This is a genomic window from Streptomyces sp. WAC06614 (genome assembly GCF_003949795.1).
Classification (GTDB): domain Bacteria; phylum Actinomycetota; class Actinomycetes; order Streptomycetales; family Streptomycetaceae; genus Streptomyces.
The window spans coordinates 1-14,931 of sequence record NZ_RPRY01000180.1 but is presented as its reverse complement, the minus strand read 5'-3'; the positions used below and the strand labels follow the sequence as shown (position 1 = coordinate 14,931).

Here is a 14,931-nt window from a genome sequence, read left to right as displayed (position 1 = left end):
TCCCCGCACCCCCGGAGGCGGGCTCCGCCCAAAGCCCCCGCCAGGGGCGCGGGGAACCGCGCGACCAGCCACCCACGGCCCGCGGCCCGCAGACCGCAGACAGCCCCGCGGCGGAGCCAGGCACGCGGCACCGCCGCACGACTGACCGCCACCGGCCGAGCGCGCCGTTCCCCGCGCCCCGGAAGCGGGCTCCGCCCAAAGCCCCCGCCAGGGGCGCGGGGAACCGCGCGACCAGCCACCCACGGCCCGCGGCCCGCAGACCGCAGACAGCCCCGCGGCGGAGCCAGGTGCGCGGCACCGCCGCACGACTGACCGCCACCGGCCGAGCGCGCCGTTCTCCGCGCCCCGGAGGCGGGCTCCGCCCAAAGCCCCCGCCAGGGGCGCGGGGAACTGCGCGACCAGCCACCCACGGCCCGCGGCCCGCAGACCGCAGACAGCCCCGCGGCGGAGCCAGGTGCGCGGCACCGCCTGAGTGTCGTCATCGGCGACCGCCGACCGCCACCGGCCGAGCGCGCCGTTCCCCGCGCCCCTAGGGCCGGGCTCCGGTCGGCGCCCCGCGCAGGGGCGGGGTTCGGGGGCCGGGGCCCCGGTTACGGGCCGGTAGCCTCGGGGTATGAGTAAGCCTCCGCTCCTGGCTCTGCCGGCCGCCGCCCACGCCTACACCCTGCACACCGCCCGCGGCGACTTCGCCGTGCACGAGGCAGGGCGGCCCGTCCTCGGCACGGCCCTTCTCGTGCCCGGGTTCACGGGGAGCAAAGAGGACTTCGTCGGGCTCCTCGAACCGCTCGCCGCGGCCGGCTACCGCGTCGTCGCCGTCGACGGCCGCGGCCAGTACCAGAGCCCCGGCCCGCGCGACGAGGCCGCGTACGCCCTGGACGAGCTCGCCCGCGACCTCCTCGCCCAGGCCGCTGCGCTCATGGCCACCGCCGGCACGGCTACCTCGCCGCTGCACCTCGTCGGGCACTCCTTCGGCGGGCTCGTCTCGCGCGCCGCCGTCCTGCGCGAGCCCACCGCCTTCACCTCGCTCACCCTCATGAGCAGCGGCCCCGCCGCCATCGCCCCCGACCAGCAGGACCGCACCAAGCTGCTGATCGCCGCGCTGGAGATGCTGCGCGAGGACATGCCGGCGGTCTGGGAGGCCATGCGCGCGCAGGAGGAGGACGCCGTCCTCGACTCCCCCGAGCTCGCCGCCTTCCTGCGCGAACGCTGGCTGGGCACCGTACCCGAGCAGCTGATCGCCACCGGCCGGGTCCTGATCTCCGAGCCCGACCGGGTGGCGGAGCTGGCCGAGCTGACGGACTTGCCGAAGTTGGTGCTGTCCGGCGCCGTGGACTATGCCTGGCCGGTCCCGTGGCTGGACGATATGGCCCAGCGCCTGGGCGCGCAGCGCCAGGTCATCCCCGGCACCGCGCACTCACCCAACGCCGAGGACCCCGAGGCGACGGCCCGGGCCCTGACCGGATTCTGGGGCGGTGCCGTGGAGGGGCAGGACCGAGGCTAGTTAGCCTAGGAAAAAATTTCCTTAGCGTAGGGAATGTTTGCCTCTTACACTTCGTTGTTCCCAGTGCGAGGAGAACACCGACGAAGGGAGAGAAGCCTTGCGCTTCGAGATTCTGCGCCTGGACGACGTCGACGGGACCGCCGTGGACAGCACCGTCGTGGACGCGGCCTCCGTCAACCGGATCGTGCAGCAGGCCGCCGCAATCGGCCAGCGCATCCTCATCCGCCCGGCCGAGTCCGCGTCCTCCTGACCGCTGCCGCCGCGCCACCCGGCGCGCCGCCGCACCCACGTCGAAGGCCCCCGCCACCGAACCCGGTGGCGGGGGCCTTCGTGTCGGCTCACGCGCTGTGGATCACCTGGAGGACACCGTTGATGATCTGCTGGACGGCGATGGCCGACAGCATCATGCCCGCCAGCCGCGTCACCAGCACCACACCGCCGTCCTTGATCACGCGGATGATCACCAGCGAGTACCGCATGGTCAGCCACAGCACCACGTGCATGGCCGCGATGGCCGTCCACACCGAGAGCTGCCCGCCGAAACCGTCGGCCTTCTGCACGGCCAGGATCACCGACACGATCGCACCCGGACCGGCCAGCAGCGGCATGCCCAGCGGCACCAGCGCGACGTTCACGTCCTTGGTCTGCTTGGGCTCGTCGGTCTTGCCGGTCAGCAGGTCGAGGGCGATCAGCAGGAGCAGCAGACCACCCGCGATCATCAGCGCGGGGACCGACACGTGCAGGTAGTCGAGGATCTGCTGGCCGCAGATGCCGAAGACGGCGATGACGCCGAAGGCGACGCAGACGGCCTGCCAGGCCATGCGGCGCTGGACCTTGGCGGGACGGCCGGAGGTCAGCGCCAGGAAGATCGGCGTGATCCCCGGGGGGTCCATGATGACGAAGAGGGTGAGGAAGAGGGAGCCGAAGACGGCGAAGTCGAACACGAAGAAGTTGCCTTGCAGGAGTGGTCGTACAAAGGGGGCGGACCCGCACGCCGGACGGCGGCGAGCCCTCGGACGGCGGCACCTGTGCGGTGCCGCCGCGGAAGTCGCGAGAGCGAGAGCGGAAGCCGAAGCGGAAGTCGGGCCTGAACGTCACCGGGGCCGCGACCCGTACCGAGGCCCGGCCCCGTCCCCGACGCCCGCACCCACCCACCGACGGCCCGCGTCCGGGCCCGCGCCGATCGGACCGATCTGACTGATCGGACCAATCGGACGGCCCCCGGCCAGGGGCGGACGACGGAGGACGCGGCGAGGCGTGCACGGATACGGATACGGGCGTGGACAAGGCACGGGCGCGAGCCCGGACCCGAGCACGAGCACGGGCTCGTCCCGGTCGGCCGGCTTCCGGCGGCGGCTCAGCCGGTGGCCGGTCCGCCCGCGCCGGGGACGGGGAACGCGCCGAACGCCCGGCGCGTGATCTCGCCGTAGATCTCCGGATCGGTGGCGTACTCCCCGAGCCGGCAGGTCTTGCGGCTGCCGTGGTAGTCGCTGGAGCCGGTGGTGAGCAGCCCCAGCTCGGCGGCGAGGCCGCGGAGCCGGGCGCGGGTGTCCGCGTCGTGGTCCATGTGGTCGACCTCGATGCCGTCCAGGCCCGCGGCGGCCAGCTCGGCTATCGCGCTCTCCGGGACGGTCCGGCCGCGCTTGACGGCCGCCGGGTGGGCGAACACCGAGACCCCGCCGGCCGCCTTGACCAGGCGGACCGCCTCGAACGGGTCGAGCTCGTGCTTGGGCGCCCAAGCCCGGCCGCCGTCGGCGAGCCAGTCCGGGGTGAACGCGTCCGAGACCGTCGGTACGACGCCCAGCTCGACCAGGGCGGTCGCGACGTGCGGGCGGCCGACCGAGCCGTCGCCCGCGATCCGGGACACCTGGTCCCAGGTGACGGGCACGCCGAGCTCGTTGAGCTTGGCGATCATCGCGTGCGCGCGGGGGGTGCGGTCGTCGCGCACCAGCTCCCGCTCCTGCGCGAACTCGGGCTCCGCCGGGTCGAAGAGGTAGGCCAGCATGTGCAGCGAGATGCCGTCGAGCCGGCAGGACAGCTCGGCGCCGGTGACCAGGGTGAGGCCGGCCGGCAGCGCGGCGAGGGCCTCGGCGTGACCGGCGACGGTGTCGTGATCGGTCAGCGCGACGACGTCCAGCCCGGCGGCGGCCGCGTTACGGACGAGCTCGGCCGGGGTGTCCGTGCCGTCGGAGGCCGTGGAGTGGGTGTGCAGGTCGATACGCACGCACGGCTCCAGGGTCAGGACGGACGGGGGGACACCCCAGCATAACCGCGCCCCGCCCCTCCCCCCTCCCGCCAGGGCCGAAGCCGCCGCCAGGGGCGCGAGGAACTGCGCGCCCGGCCACCCACGGCCGGCGGCCCGCAGACAGCAGACATCCCCGCGGCGGAGCCAGGAGCGCGGCACCGCCGCCGGGGTCGATCCACACCCGCGACCACCGGCCGTCAGGGGTCACCCGCGCCGTTCCCCGCGCCCCTCGGGGCCAGGCCCCGACCGAAGCCCCGCCAGGGGCGCGAGGAACTGCGCGCCCGGCCACCCACGGCCGGCGGCCCGCAGACAGCAGACATCCCCGCGGCGAAGCCAGGAGCGCGGCACCGCCGCCGGGGTCGATCCACACCCGCCACCACCGGCCGTCAGAAGTCACCCGCGCCGTTCCCCGCGCCCCCCCCGGGGACCAGGCCCCGACCGAAGCCGCCGCCAGGGGCGCGAGGAACTGCGCGCCCGGCCACCCACACCCTGCGGCCCGCAGACAGCAGGCATCCCCGCGGCGGAGCCAAGTGCGCGGCACCGCCGCCAGGGCCGATCCATACCCGCGACCATCGGCCGTCAGGGGTCACCCGCGCCGTTCCCCGCGCCTGGCGGGGCTTCGGCCGAGCTCCGAGTCGCCGACAGGTCAGGTCTCACCCGGCCCAGGCTGCGGGCCGGGGCTTGGCTGCGGGCCGGGGCTCGGCTGCGGGCCGGGGCTCGGTTGCGGGGGCTAGAGGATTCTTGGGCTCAGGGCGCCGCACGGGAGCATTTCCAGTTCGGCGCCCGCGTCCCTCAGGTCCGCCAGGACCAGTTCGTCGTACATCAGCAGGCCCGACTTCTCGGGCCAGACCACGGCCCACAGCCACATCCCGCGCGCCTCGCCCGCGAAGACCGCGCGGTCCTCCGGGACGCCCCGGACGTGCCACAGCGGGGTGGGGCGGCCTGCGGCGAGCATCTTCGCGGCCGGGGGCCCCGAGACGTCGATGTACGGGCCGGGGTCGGGGCCGTCGATGCCCGCGTACCGCGCGCCCAGGCCGACGCCGAGCTCCTCGGCCACCAGCAGGAGTTCACCCATGCCGCCCAGCGGGGCGGGGCCCGACAGGGCCACCGCCGTGGCGCGGGCCCCGCTGCGGTCGTCGCCCGCCTGGGCGACCCCGGTGAACAGCCAGCCCACCGGCAGCGGCCACGGCATCCACACCGGCACCTCGGCCCGCCGCACGACCACGGCGAGGGCCTCGACACTGGGCGGGATCACCGGCTGCAGGGGGTGAACGGTCCCGTGCACCGCGCACTGCCAGGAGTCTGCGAATAGACCGGGCGCCCTGACCCGGCCACCGCACTTCGGGCAACTCGGTTCGCCCCTCATAATTAGCCACGCTCCTCCCCGGCCGCCCCCGCGTCAAGGGACGATCACCCGTCCGGATGCGATGCGTACCCCCGGTGGCAGCGGTCAGTCCGGTGGCCGGGGTCAGTCCAGCGCGACCGAGGTACGCCGAGGGTCCCGCAGATCCGTCCCGCGCGCGAGCCAGCGCTCCTGGAGCGCGGCCGCGCCGTGCACCCGTTTCCACGCCGCCTCGTTCGGCGTCATCGGCAGCAGCGGCAGGAAGCGCACGGGGTCCATCGGGGCGTCCAGCTCCAGGTCCTCCACCAGACCGCCGGGCTCGGCCACGAGCACGGAGGTGAACGGCGCCCCCGGCCACAGCGGGTCGCCCACGTCCAGGGAGGCGCCCGGCGCCACGACCAGGCCCTCGACCTGCGGCGAGGCGGCGAGCACCGCGAGCGGCCGGAGCACCTTGTCGGTGTCCGCGTGTCCCGCCCGTACGGTCAGCACCAGTTCGGCGCGCGGGCCGCGCACCGGGTCGGCGACCAGGTCGGTCGGGTCGGTCATCGGGTGCGCGGACATGCCCAGGGTCGCGTAGCGGACCAGGTCGCCGGCACGGAAGCGGAGGACCTCGATGCGGTCGGTCCCGAGGAAGGTGACGGCGGCGCGGGCGTCGGGTTCCCCGAGCGCGGAACGCAGCCGGGCCTCGACGATTGCCAGAAGATCTGCCATGCCGCGAGCATAGATCTCATATGAAGCGGGTAAAGCCTGGGTTTTGACCATCTGTCGGCTGATAGTGTTGACCGCTGGTCGGGGCGTGCGTTCGAAGAGGGCTCCCAGCAGGTGCTGGTGGAGCCGGGCACGCCCGGGACACAGGACATCCCCCACGGGGGACCGGCCGGAGGAGGTGGGGCTGCGGTGGATCGAAGTCGATCGTGCAGTACCGGCCACCACCCCGCCACGGGCCCTGCCCGCCCGTCGTGCCGCTGAGGCCCACGAGCCCCAGGGCTTGATCGAGCCCCCGGGGCTCGCCCTTGATCTTTTGATCGACACCCGTCCTGTGTCCTTCCGCCTGCCCGTGCGGCCCGGCGGAGGGTCTCCCACCCCGCGCGGACCGCAACCGTGCGTGCGAAGGAGCCTGCCATGTCGATGATCCGTGACCTGCGTGCAGTCGTACGTCCCGCCCTGCGCAAGTCCACCCCCGTCCAGCCCGGTTACGACCACACCCGCGACCCCTCCGCCAGCAGCGCGGTCGTGGACTGCGCCGTCTACCGTGACGGCCGCCGCCTGCAGGGCACCACCTGCCTCACCCCGCGCGACGCGATGCGCCGGGTCCGCAGCGAGGGCGGCTTCGCCTGGATCGGTCTGCACGAGCCGACCGAGTCGGAGTTCGCCGGTATCGCCGCCGAGTTCGGGCTGCACCCGCTGGCCGTGGAGGACGCGGTGCACGCGCACCAGCGGCCGAAGCTGGAGCGCTACGACGACACGCTGTTCACGGTGTTCAAGACCATCCACTACGTCGAGCACGCCGAACTCACCGCGACCAGCGAGGTCGTGGAGACCGGCGAGGTGATGTGCTTCACCGGCCCGGACTTCGTGATCACCGTCCGGCACGGCGGCCAGGGGTCGCTCAAGAGCCTGCGCCACCGCCTCCAGGACGACCCCGAGCTGCTCGCCAAGGGCCCCTCGGCGGTCCTGCACTCGATCGCGGACCACGTGGTGGACGGCTACGTGGCGGTGGCCGCGGCCGTGCAGGACGACATCGACGAGGTGGAGAGCGACGTCTTCAGCGCGCCCGCCAAGGGCAGTCCGCGGGGCACGGACGCGGGCCGGATCTACCAGCTCAAGCGCGAGGTGCTGGAGTTCAAGCGGGCGGTCTCGCCGCTGCTGCGGCCCATGGAGCTGCTCAGCGAGCGGCCGATGCGGCTGGTGGACCCCGACATCCAGAAGTACTTCCGGGACGTGGCCGACCACCTGGCGAAGGTCCACGAGCAGGTCGTCGGCTTCGACGAGCTGCTGAACTCGATCCTCCAGGCCAACCTGGCGCAGGCGACGGTCGCGCAGAACGAGGACATGCGCAAGATCACCTCGTGGGCGGCCATCGTCGCCGTCCCGACCATGATCTGCGGGGTCTACGGGATGAACTTCGACCACATGCCGGAGCTGCACTGGCAGTACGGCTATCCCACCGTCATGGCCGGCATCGTCGGCTCCTGCCTCTACATCCACCGGGCCCTGCGGCGCAACGGATGGCTGTAGCCGCCTACCCTGTGCGCATGACTGACAGCACGTTCGCGCTGGCCCTCGTCGAGGAGGCCACGAAGAAGTCCGGGCTCATCTGGGTCCGCGGCACCGGGCCCGACCGGGCCCTGTGGCACGCCTGGGTGGACGGTGCCGCGCACGTGCTGGGCGACGGGCCCGGGGAGCAGCCGTTCCCGGGGCTCGCCGACGGCGCCACCGCCGAGGTCACCGTCCGCAGCAAGGACAAGGGCGGCCGGCTGGTCGCCTGGACGGCGCAGGTCCGCGAGCTGGCCCCGCACAGCGAGGGCTGGGAGGCGGCGGTCGCCGAGCTCAAGGGCAAGCGGCTGAACGCGCCCGACTCGGAGCAGATGACCGAGCGCTGGGCGCGGGAGTGCCGGCTGCTGCGGCTGGAGCCGGTGGGGGCCCGTACGGAGCTGCCCGCGGACAGTCTGGCGGCGCAGCCGCTGCCGACCTCGGCGATCACCCGGCGGCCGGTCCCGGCAGCCCTGCCGAAGCTGCTGCTGAAGCGCAAGAAGGCCGCCCGCGGCTGAGCCCGGCGCACCCGCGGGCCGCCGCCCGGCACCGCGGGCCACGGCCGGCGCGGGTCCGTGGCCGCCGCTCGGCGTCCGGGGCCGTGGCCGCCGCTCGGCGTCCGGGGCCGTGGCCGCCGCTCGGTGTCCGGGGCCGTGGCCGCCGCTCAGCCGCCCGGGTTGGCGCCCTGGCCCGTGGTCGACCTGCCGTCGGCGGACGGCTTGGGCGAGGCCCCGGAGCCGGTGCCGCCCGGGCCCTGCCCGGCGCCGTCCTTGGTGGTCGGGAGCTGGGAGCCGTAGTCGACGGTCTGGTCCTGGGCCGGCGGGGCGACCTGGAAGGACTGGCCCCACTCGGCCAGGTCCACCTTGCCGGCGCCGCCCGCCCGCTCCATCCGCAGCGGGTACGGGGTGCCCTGGAGCGAGACCGACAGCTTGCCGCCCTTGCCCTGGTTCGCGGTGACCTGCACCGCCCGGGTGTGCCCGACCTTGGTGTAGTCCTCCACCTTGGCGAGCTTGCCGTCCAGCCCCAGCAGCCCGTCCAGCAACACCTTCATGTCGGTGAACCCGCGGAACTGCTTGTACGTCGGGTCGCCCTCGGGCACCTTCACGTACTTGTCCGTCAGCTTGCCCGCCGACGGCGACTGCCCCCAGAAGGCGGCGTCGGCCTTCAGGTAGAGCGCGTCGCCCACCCGCAGCACCTGGAAGGTGTTCTCCGGGGACTTCACCTCGCCCGAGCCGCCGTCGGACTTCAGCCGCAGGTCGAGGGTGAAGGTCTTGCCGCCGACCACCAGGGTGCCCGACAGGTGCACCGAGTTCGCCGCGCCCGCCGCCGCCCGCGCCTTGCCCTCGATCTGGTCGGCCGGGAGCTTGCCCACCCCGTTGGTGCCTTCGTCGGGATCCGCCCCGCAGCCCGTACCGGTGACGGCCAGGCCCGCGCACAGCGCGCCCACGAAGGCGGCCCGGCGGAGCCGAACGGCGGGGAAGTACGCGGTCACGGGCAGGTGCCTCTCGTCGTCGTGGGGGCGGCCGCAGGCAGCGTACCGTCCACCCGGCCGCGGCCGTGGCCCGGGCGGACCGCCCCACCAGGGCGGATCCCGACGGCAGGGGTAGCCTGAGGGGCGACGGGACGGCCGTGTCCGCCCGCGACGAGGCCGACGACCGATCGAGGAGGCGCACGGGATGGCAGCAGGCGCCCCGCGGATCTTCGTCTCCCACCTGGCGGGGGTGCCGGTCTTCGACCCCAACGGCGACCAGGTGGGCCGGGTCCGTGACCTCGTGGCGATGCTCCGCGTCGGCGGGCGCCCGCCCCGGCTGCTGGGCCTGGTGGTCGAAGTGGTCAGCCGACGCCGGATCTTCCTGCCGATGACCCGGGTGACGGGCGTGGAGTCCGGCCAGGTCATCACCACCGGTGTGGTCAACATGCGGCGCTTCGAGCAGCGGCCCACCGAGCGGCTGGTCCTGGGCGAACTGCTGGACCGCCGGGTGACGCTCGCCGCGACCGGGGAGGAGGTCACCGTCCTGGACGTGGCCATCCAGCAGCTCCCGGCCCGCCGCGACTGGGAGATCGACAAGATCTTCGTCCGCAAGGGCAAGGGCGGTGCGCTGCGCCGCCGCGGCGAGACGCTGACCGTGGAGTGGTCGGCGGTCACCGGTTTCTCCCTGGAGGAGCACGGGCAGGGCGCCGAGAGCCTGGTGGCCACCTTCGAGCAGCTGCGCCCGGCCGACCTCGCCAACGTGCTGCACCACCTGTCGCCCAAGCGGCGCGCCGAGGTGGCCAACGCCCTCGACGACGACCGGCTGGCGGACGTCCTGGAGGAGCTGCCGGAGGACGACCAGATCGAGATCCTCGGCAAGCTGAAGCAGGAGCGGGCCGCCGACGTCCTGGAGGCCATGGACCCCGACGACGCGGCCGACCTGCTGTCGGAGCTGCCGCGGGACGACCAGGAGCGGCTGCTGGACCTGATGCAGCCGGAGGACGCGGCCGACATGCGCCGGCTGCTGTCGTACGAGGAGAACACCGCGGGCGGTCTGATGACCACGGAGCCGATCGTGCTGCGCCCCGACGCCACGGTCGCCGACGCACTGGCCCGCGTACGGCAGGCGGACCTGTCCCCGGCGCTGGCGGCGCAGGTGTACGTGTGCCGGCCGCCGGACGAGACGCCGACGGGCAAGTACCTGGGCACGGTGCACTTCCAGCGGCTGCTGCGCGACCCGCCGTTCACGCTGGTCAGCTCGATCGTGGACACCGACCTGCCACCGCTGCGGCCGGACGCCTCGCTGCAGGCGGTGACCAGCTATCTGGCCGCGTACAACATGGTCGCGGTGCCGGTGGTCGACGAGGGCGGTTCGCTGCTGGGCGCCGTCACGGTGGACGACGTCCTGGACCACCTGCTGCCGGACGACTGGCGGGAGACGGACTTCCACTCCGAGGAGGTCGTCGGTGGCTGAGGAGCGGGGGCGCGACCAGGCCCACCAGCGGCGCCGGGAGCAGATCCGGGCCCGCCGGGAGGCGGCCCGGCTGGCGCGCGAGCACGGGCTGGTCGAGCGGGAGCGCGAACGGGAGCGTCAGGAGGAGGCCGCCGAGCGGGCGCGGGCGCGGACGCCCGTCGCGTCGGGCGCGAGCGCCCTGTCGCGGTCGCGGGCGCGGCTGGACGTGCCGCGGCCGGCCCGGCGCCGGCTGCTGCCGCAGTACGACCCGGAGGCGTTCGGCCGGCTGTCGGAGAAGATCGCCCGTTTCCTCGGGACCGGCCGGTTCATCGTCTGGATGACGCTGGTCATCGTGGTGTGGGTGCTGTGGAACATCTTCGCGCCGGACGACCTGCGGTTCGACGAGTACCCGTTCATCTTCCTGACCCTGATGCTGTCCCTCCAGGCCTCGTACGCGGCCCCGCTGATCCTGCTGGCGCAGAACCGGCAGGACGACCGGGACCGGGTCACCCACGAGCAGGACCGCAAGCAGAACGAGCGGTCGATCGCGGACACCGAGTACCTGACCCGGGAGATCGCGGCGCTGCGGATGGGCCTGGGCGAGGTGGCCACCCGGGACTGGATCAGGTCCGAGTTCCAGGACCTGATCAAGGAGATGGACGAGCGGCGGCTGTTCCCCGCGGAACGTGACGAAGGCGACCGCTGACAGGCTTTCCGGCCGCATGCTACCGAGCCGTACCATCGGGTCATGGCTACCGACACAAGCTCCGCCGCCGTGCCCGAGCAGGACGCGATCCTGGACGCGCTGGCGACGGTGAACGACCCCGAGATCAACCGGCCGATCACCGAGCTCGGCATGGTCAAATCGGTGGAGATCGGCGACGGCGGGGCCGTGGCCGTGACGGTCTACCTCACCGTGTCGGGCTGCCCCATGCGCGAGACCATCACCAAGAACGTCGGCGACGCCGTCCGCAAGGTGGCCGGTGTCACCTCCGTGGAGGTCTCGCTGGACGTGATGAGCGACGAGCAGCGCAAGGAGCTCGCGGCGTCGCTGCGCGGCGGCACCGCCGAGCGCGAGGTGCCGTTCGCCAAGCCCGGCTCGCTGACCCGCGTCTACGCGGTCGCCTCCGGCAAGGGCGGCGTCGGCAAGTCCTCCGTCACGGTGAACCTGGCCGCGGCGATGGCCGCGGACGGCCTGAAGGTCGGCGTGGTCGACGCCGACATCTACGGCCACAGCGTGCCGCGCATGCTCGGCGTGGACGGCAAGCCCACCCAGGTCGAGAACATGATCATGCCGCCGTCCGCGAACGGCGTGAAGGTCATCTCCATCGGCATGTTCACCCCGGGCAACGCGCCCGTGGTCTGGCGCGGCCCGATGCTGCACCGTGCGCTGCAGCAGTTCCTCGCGGACGTCTTCTGGGGCGACCTGGACGTGCTGCTGCTCGACCTGCCGCCGGGCACCGGTGACATCGCCATCTCGGTGGCCCAGCTGGTGCCGAACGCCGAGATCCTCGTGGTCACCACCCCGCAGCAGGCCGCGGCCGAGGTGGCCGAGCGGGCCGGCTCGATCGCCGTGCAGACCCACCAGAAGATCGTCGGCGTCGTCGAGAACATGTCGGGCCTGCCCTGCCCGCACTGCGACGAGATGGTGGACGTGTTCGGCACGGGCGGCGGCCAGCTCGTCGCGGACGGCCTGACCCGCACGACCGGCGCCACCGTCCCGGTGCTGGGCCAGATCCCGATCGACGTGCGGCTGCGCGAGGGCGGCGACAACGGCGAGCCGGTGGTCCTGGCCGACCCCGACTCCCCCGCGGGCGCCGCGCTGCGCGCGATCGCGGGCAAGCTGGGCGGGCGCCAGCGGGGCCTGTCGGGCATGTCCCTCGGCATCACGCCGCGCAACAAGTTCTAGTGGTACGCGCAAGGGGCGGGCGGTCCGGTCGGACCGCCCGCCCCTTCGTACGCGGCACCGCAGGGCGTCAGGCGTACTGCCCGGCGATGTCGTCGATGGCGCTGAAGGCCAGCCCGTACGCGCTCAGGCCGCGCCCGTAGGCGCCGAGGTGGACGCCGCCCTTGGTGGAACCGGCGAGCACCCAGCCGAACTCGGACTCGCGGTAGTGGAAGGGCGTGGGCTCCCCGTCGACGGGGAGCGAGAGGACGGACCAGTCGGAGCCGTCGAGGTCGTCGGCGAGCTCCCAGGCGGTCTCGGTCTGCTGGTCCAGCCAGCTGCTGCGCAGGCCGTGGTCCATCTGGCCGGGCCAGGTGTACGCCAGCAGGCCGGAGCCGGCCAGCCAGGCGGCGGAGGACACCGAGGTCGCCTCCAGCACTCCGGTGCCGTCGCTGCTGCGGCGCAGCGGGTTGCTGGCGACCGTGATCACGACCGCGAAGCGCTCCCTCTCGGCGCCCGTGGCCTCGCTGCGGACGGTGGGTTCGTCGCCGTGGCCGACCGAGCCGTGCTCGACCGTGCCGTCGGCGGCGGTGCCGACCTGCATCAGCCAGCGGGGGCCGGTGAAGGCCTCGTCGAGGCCGTACCAGGGGAAGTCCGCCCGCAGGTAACCCTCGACGGTCCGGCGGGCCGCGGGGACCGCGCGGGGCCCGGCCCGGTCCGGGGAAGCGTCCGCTGCCGGTTCGACGGCGGACTGGTCCGGCGTCGCCTGCTCGTGCGGGGGTACGGCGGGCGCCTCGGCGGGCTGCACCCCCACCCGGCTACTGCTCGTCGTCTCCATCCGAGCAGGATAGCCACCGGAATGCCCGACTCCGGGAAGGTCGTGCCTCAGGTGGCGTCGGCGTCGAACGGGGTCCGCCGGTCGGCGGCGGGCACCTCGGGCTTCTTCAGCAGGTCGGGCTTCTTCAGCAGGTCCGGACCGGTGCCGGCGGCGGCCGCCGTGCCGTTGCCCGCCGTGACGGGGGCCGGCGCGGGCTCGTGGCCGTTGACCGCGTCGGTGACCTCCGTCAGCTCCTTGCGCAGGTCGAAGGTGCTGCGGATCTCCTGGAGGTCCTCGTTCTCCGTGAGCTGCTTGCGGATGAACGTCTTGGGGTTCAGGTCCTCGAACTCGAAGTCCTTGAACTCGGGGCCCAGCTCCGAGCGGATGTCCTGCTTGGCGCTCTCGGAGAACGCACGGATCTTCCGGATGAAGCCGGACACGTCCTGGATGACCTTCGGCAGCTTCTCGGGCCCGAAGATGAGGATGGCCAGCACCACGATCGTGACGAGTTCGAGTGCGCCTATGTCGTTGAACACCTTGCCGCTCCTCGGCTCTCTTCTTCCAGGCCACGACAACGGTACCCGCCCCGGTCCGCAGGACCGTACAGTGCTCCCGCATTCCGTCCGGTCTTCATGAACCGTTCGCCGAGCCGAGCACGAGTTCCAGGGTGCGCTCGCGGCCGCCGCGCTGGACGGTCAGGGTCAGGGGGTCGCCGGGGCGGTGGGCCCGGACCTTGATGATGAGTTCGTCACCGCTGTGCACGAGCTGTCCGTCCACCTTGGTGATCACGTCCCCGTCCTGGACCCCGGCCCGGGCGGCCGGGCCGGCGCTCGTCCGGCTGCCGACCCGGGCTCCGTCGCCGTTCCAGCGCATGTCGAGGGTGACGCCGATGACGGGGTGGGTGGCGCGGCCGGTCCGGATGATCTCCTCGGCGACGCGCTTGCCCTGGTTGACGGGGATGGCGAAGCCGAGGCCGATGCTGCCGCCCTGCCGCTCGGTGTCGGTCTTCTCGGCGCCGCGGATGGCGCTGTTGATCCCGATGACCCGGCCGCCGCCGTCGAGCAGCGGACCGCCGGAGTTGCCGGGGTTGATGGGGGCGTCGGTCTGGAGCGCGTCGACGTAGGAGACGTCGCTGCCGTCGCCCTTGCTGCCGCCGGCGGTGATGGGGCGGCCGGTGGCGCTGATGATCCCGGCGGTGACGGTGTTGGACAGGTCGAACGGGGCCCCGATCGCCACGACCGGGTCGCCGACCTTGACGTTCTCGGAGTTGCCGAGCTGGAGGGGGTGCAGGCCGCGGACCCCGTCGACCTTGACCACGGCCAGGTCGTAGCCGGTGTCGCGGCCGACGACGCGGGCGGAGACGGCTTCGCCGGTGCTGAAGGTGACCGCTATGTCGCGGGCGTCGGAGACGACGTGGTTGTTGGTGAGGATGTGCCCCTGGTCGTCGAGGACGAAGCCGGTGCCGGTGCCGTTGCCGGTGCCGCCGCGGACGTGCAGCGTGACCACGCCGGGCAGCGCGGCGGCGGCGATGCCGGCCACGCTCTCGGGCGCCCGGGCCGGGGTGCCGGGGCCGGCCTGGGGCAGCTCCAGCCGGGTGCTGCTCTCCCGCTCGGCCAGCACCCCGAGCCAGCCGCCGATCCCCCCGGCGAGCAGCGCCAGGGCCAGCGCGCCGGCCACCACGTGCCGCAGCGCCACCACCCGACCGGCCGGCGCGGGCTGCCGCCCCACGTCCACCACGTGCAGCGGCACGCCCCAGGGGCCGTACCGGACCCCTGCGGGGGCTTCCGCCCCCGCCGCCGCTTCCTCGCCGGACGCGGGCCCGGGCTCGGCCTCGGACGCGGGCGCGGGCCCGGCCTCGGACGCGGACGCGGGCCCGGGCTCGGCCTCGGCCGCGGGTCCGCGCTCGGCCTCGGCGGCGGGCTCGGCCTCGGCGGGGGTGCGTTGCTCCGGCACGGGTGCGGCGG

Annotated in this window: 15 protein-coding genes; 7 read left to right on the top strand and 8 right to left on the bottom strand. The window is 73.8% G+C overall.

Annotated elements, in window-relative coordinates; translation table 11 throughout:
* The first annotated feature begins 613 nt into the window (after positions 1-613).
* Together EF918_RS22530 and EF918_RS37150 are read left to right on the top strand one after the other, a co-directional pair.
* On the top strand, positions 614-1,501 hold the full coding sequence (locus tag EF918_RS22530) for an alpha/beta fold hydrolase (protein WP_125649690.1): 888 nt from the start codon (positions 614-616) through the stop codon (positions 1,499-1,501).
* Between the two features lie 97 nt (positions 1,502-1,598).
* On the top strand, positions 1,599-1,751 hold the full coding sequence (locus tag EF918_RS37150) for a hypothetical protein (RefSeq protein ID WP_007266367.1): 153 nt from the start codon (positions 1,599-1,601) through the stop codon (positions 1,749-1,751).
* Positions 1,752-1,839: 88 nt separating this feature from the next.
* On the opposite strand, the gene EF918_RS22525 is transcribed toward EF918_RS37150, so the two are convergent.
* The 4 genes from EF918_RS22525 to EF918_RS22510 all read right to left on the bottom strand — a co-directional run bounded on the left by EF918_RS22525 (position 1,840) and on the right by EF918_RS22510 (position 5,799).
* Positions 1,840-2,445, bottom strand: a complete 606-nt coding sequence (locus EF918_RS22525) for a MarC family protein (protein ID WP_125649687.1) — start codon at positions 2,443-2,445, stop codon at positions 1,840-1,842.
* A 413-nt stretch (positions 2,446-2,858) separates the two neighbouring features.
* Positions 2,859-3,725 (bottom strand): PHP domain-containing protein, encoded by an 867-nt coding sequence (locus EF918_RS22520; protein ID WP_125649684.1) that lies wholly within the window; start codon positions 3,723-3,725, stop codon positions 2,859-2,861.
* Between the two features lie 751 nt (positions 3,726-4,476).
* Complete coding sequence (locus tag EF918_RS22515; protein WP_125649681.1) at positions 4,477-5,112, bottom strand: DUF6758 family protein; 636 nt, start codon at positions 5,110-5,112, stop codon at positions 4,477-4,479.
* Positions 5,113-5,214: 102 nt separating this feature from the next.
* A complete protein-coding gene (locus EF918_RS22510; protein WP_125649678.1) occupies positions 5,215-5,799 on the bottom strand; it encodes a suppressor of fused domain protein in 585 nt (194 codons plus the stop codon).
* Between the two features lie 411 nt (positions 5,800-6,210).
* Here EF918_RS22510 and EF918_RS22505 point away from each other — a divergent pair, with 411 nt between their 5' ends.
* The gene (locus tag EF918_RS22505) at positions 6,211-7,326 is read left to right on the top strand and encodes a magnesium and cobalt transport protein CorA (RefSeq protein WP_125649675.1); all 1,116 of its coding nucleotides are present in this window, start codon (positions 6,211-6,213) and stop codon (positions 7,324-7,326) included.
* A 17-nt stretch (positions 7,327-7,343) separates the two neighbouring features.
* Entirely contained in the window at positions 7,344-7,859 is a 516-nt protein-coding gene (locus EF918_RS22500; protein ID WP_125649672.1) for a hypothetical protein, read from the top strand.
* A 146-nt stretch (positions 7,860-8,005) separates the two neighbouring features.
* On the opposite strand, the gene EF918_RS22495 is transcribed toward EF918_RS22500, so the two are convergent.
* Positions 8,006-8,833, bottom strand: coding sequence for a hypothetical protein (locus EF918_RS22495; protein WP_125649669.1), 828 nt, complete (start codon positions 8,831-8,833; stop codon positions 8,006-8,008).
* A 184-nt stretch (positions 8,834-9,017) separates the two neighbouring features.
* On the opposite strand from EF918_RS22495, the gene EF918_RS22490 reads away from it, so the two are divergent.
* The 3 genes from EF918_RS22490 (at position 9,018) to EF918_RS22480 (ending at position 12,174) form a co-directional block, all read left to right on the top strand.
* The gene (locus tag EF918_RS22490) at positions 9,018-10,286 is read left to right on the top strand and encodes a CBS domain-containing protein (protein WP_125649666.1); all 1,269 of its coding nucleotides are present in this window, start codon (positions 9,018-9,020) and stop codon (positions 10,284-10,286) included.
* Between the two features lie 88 nt (positions 10,287-10,374).
* Entirely contained in the window at positions 10,375-10,971 is a 597-nt protein-coding gene (locus EF918_RS22485; protein WP_260610506.1) for a DUF1003 domain-containing protein, read from the top strand.
* A gap of 69 nt (positions 10,972-11,040) precedes the next feature.
* Positions 11,041-12,174: an Mrp/NBP35 family ATP-binding protein gene (locus EF918_RS22480; protein WP_185921862.1), complete on the top strand. Its 1,134-nt coding sequence runs from the start codon at positions 11,041-11,043 to the stop codon at positions 12,172-12,174.
* Between the two features lie 67 nt (positions 12,175-12,241).
* Here EF918_RS22480 and EF918_RS22475 read toward each other — a convergent pair whose 3' ends face one another.
* The 3 genes from EF918_RS22475 to EF918_RS22465 all read right to left on the bottom strand — a co-directional run.
* On the bottom strand, positions 12,242-12,988 hold the full coding sequence (locus tag EF918_RS22475; RefSeq protein ID WP_125649661.1) for a hypothetical protein: 747 nt from the start codon (positions 12,986-12,988) through the stop codon (positions 12,242-12,244).
* Between the two features lie 47 nt (positions 12,989-13,035).
* Positions 13,036-13,503, bottom strand: a complete 468-nt coding sequence (locus tag EF918_RS22470; RefSeq protein WP_125649658.1) for a sec-independent translocase — start codon at positions 13,501-13,503, stop codon at positions 13,036-13,038.
* Positions 13,504-13,597: 94 nt separating this feature from the next.
* Positions 13,598-14,931 (bottom strand): S1C family serine protease (locus tag EF918_RS22465; RefSeq protein ID WP_260610505.1); only part of this gene is annotated, 1,334 nt, incomplete at its 5' end.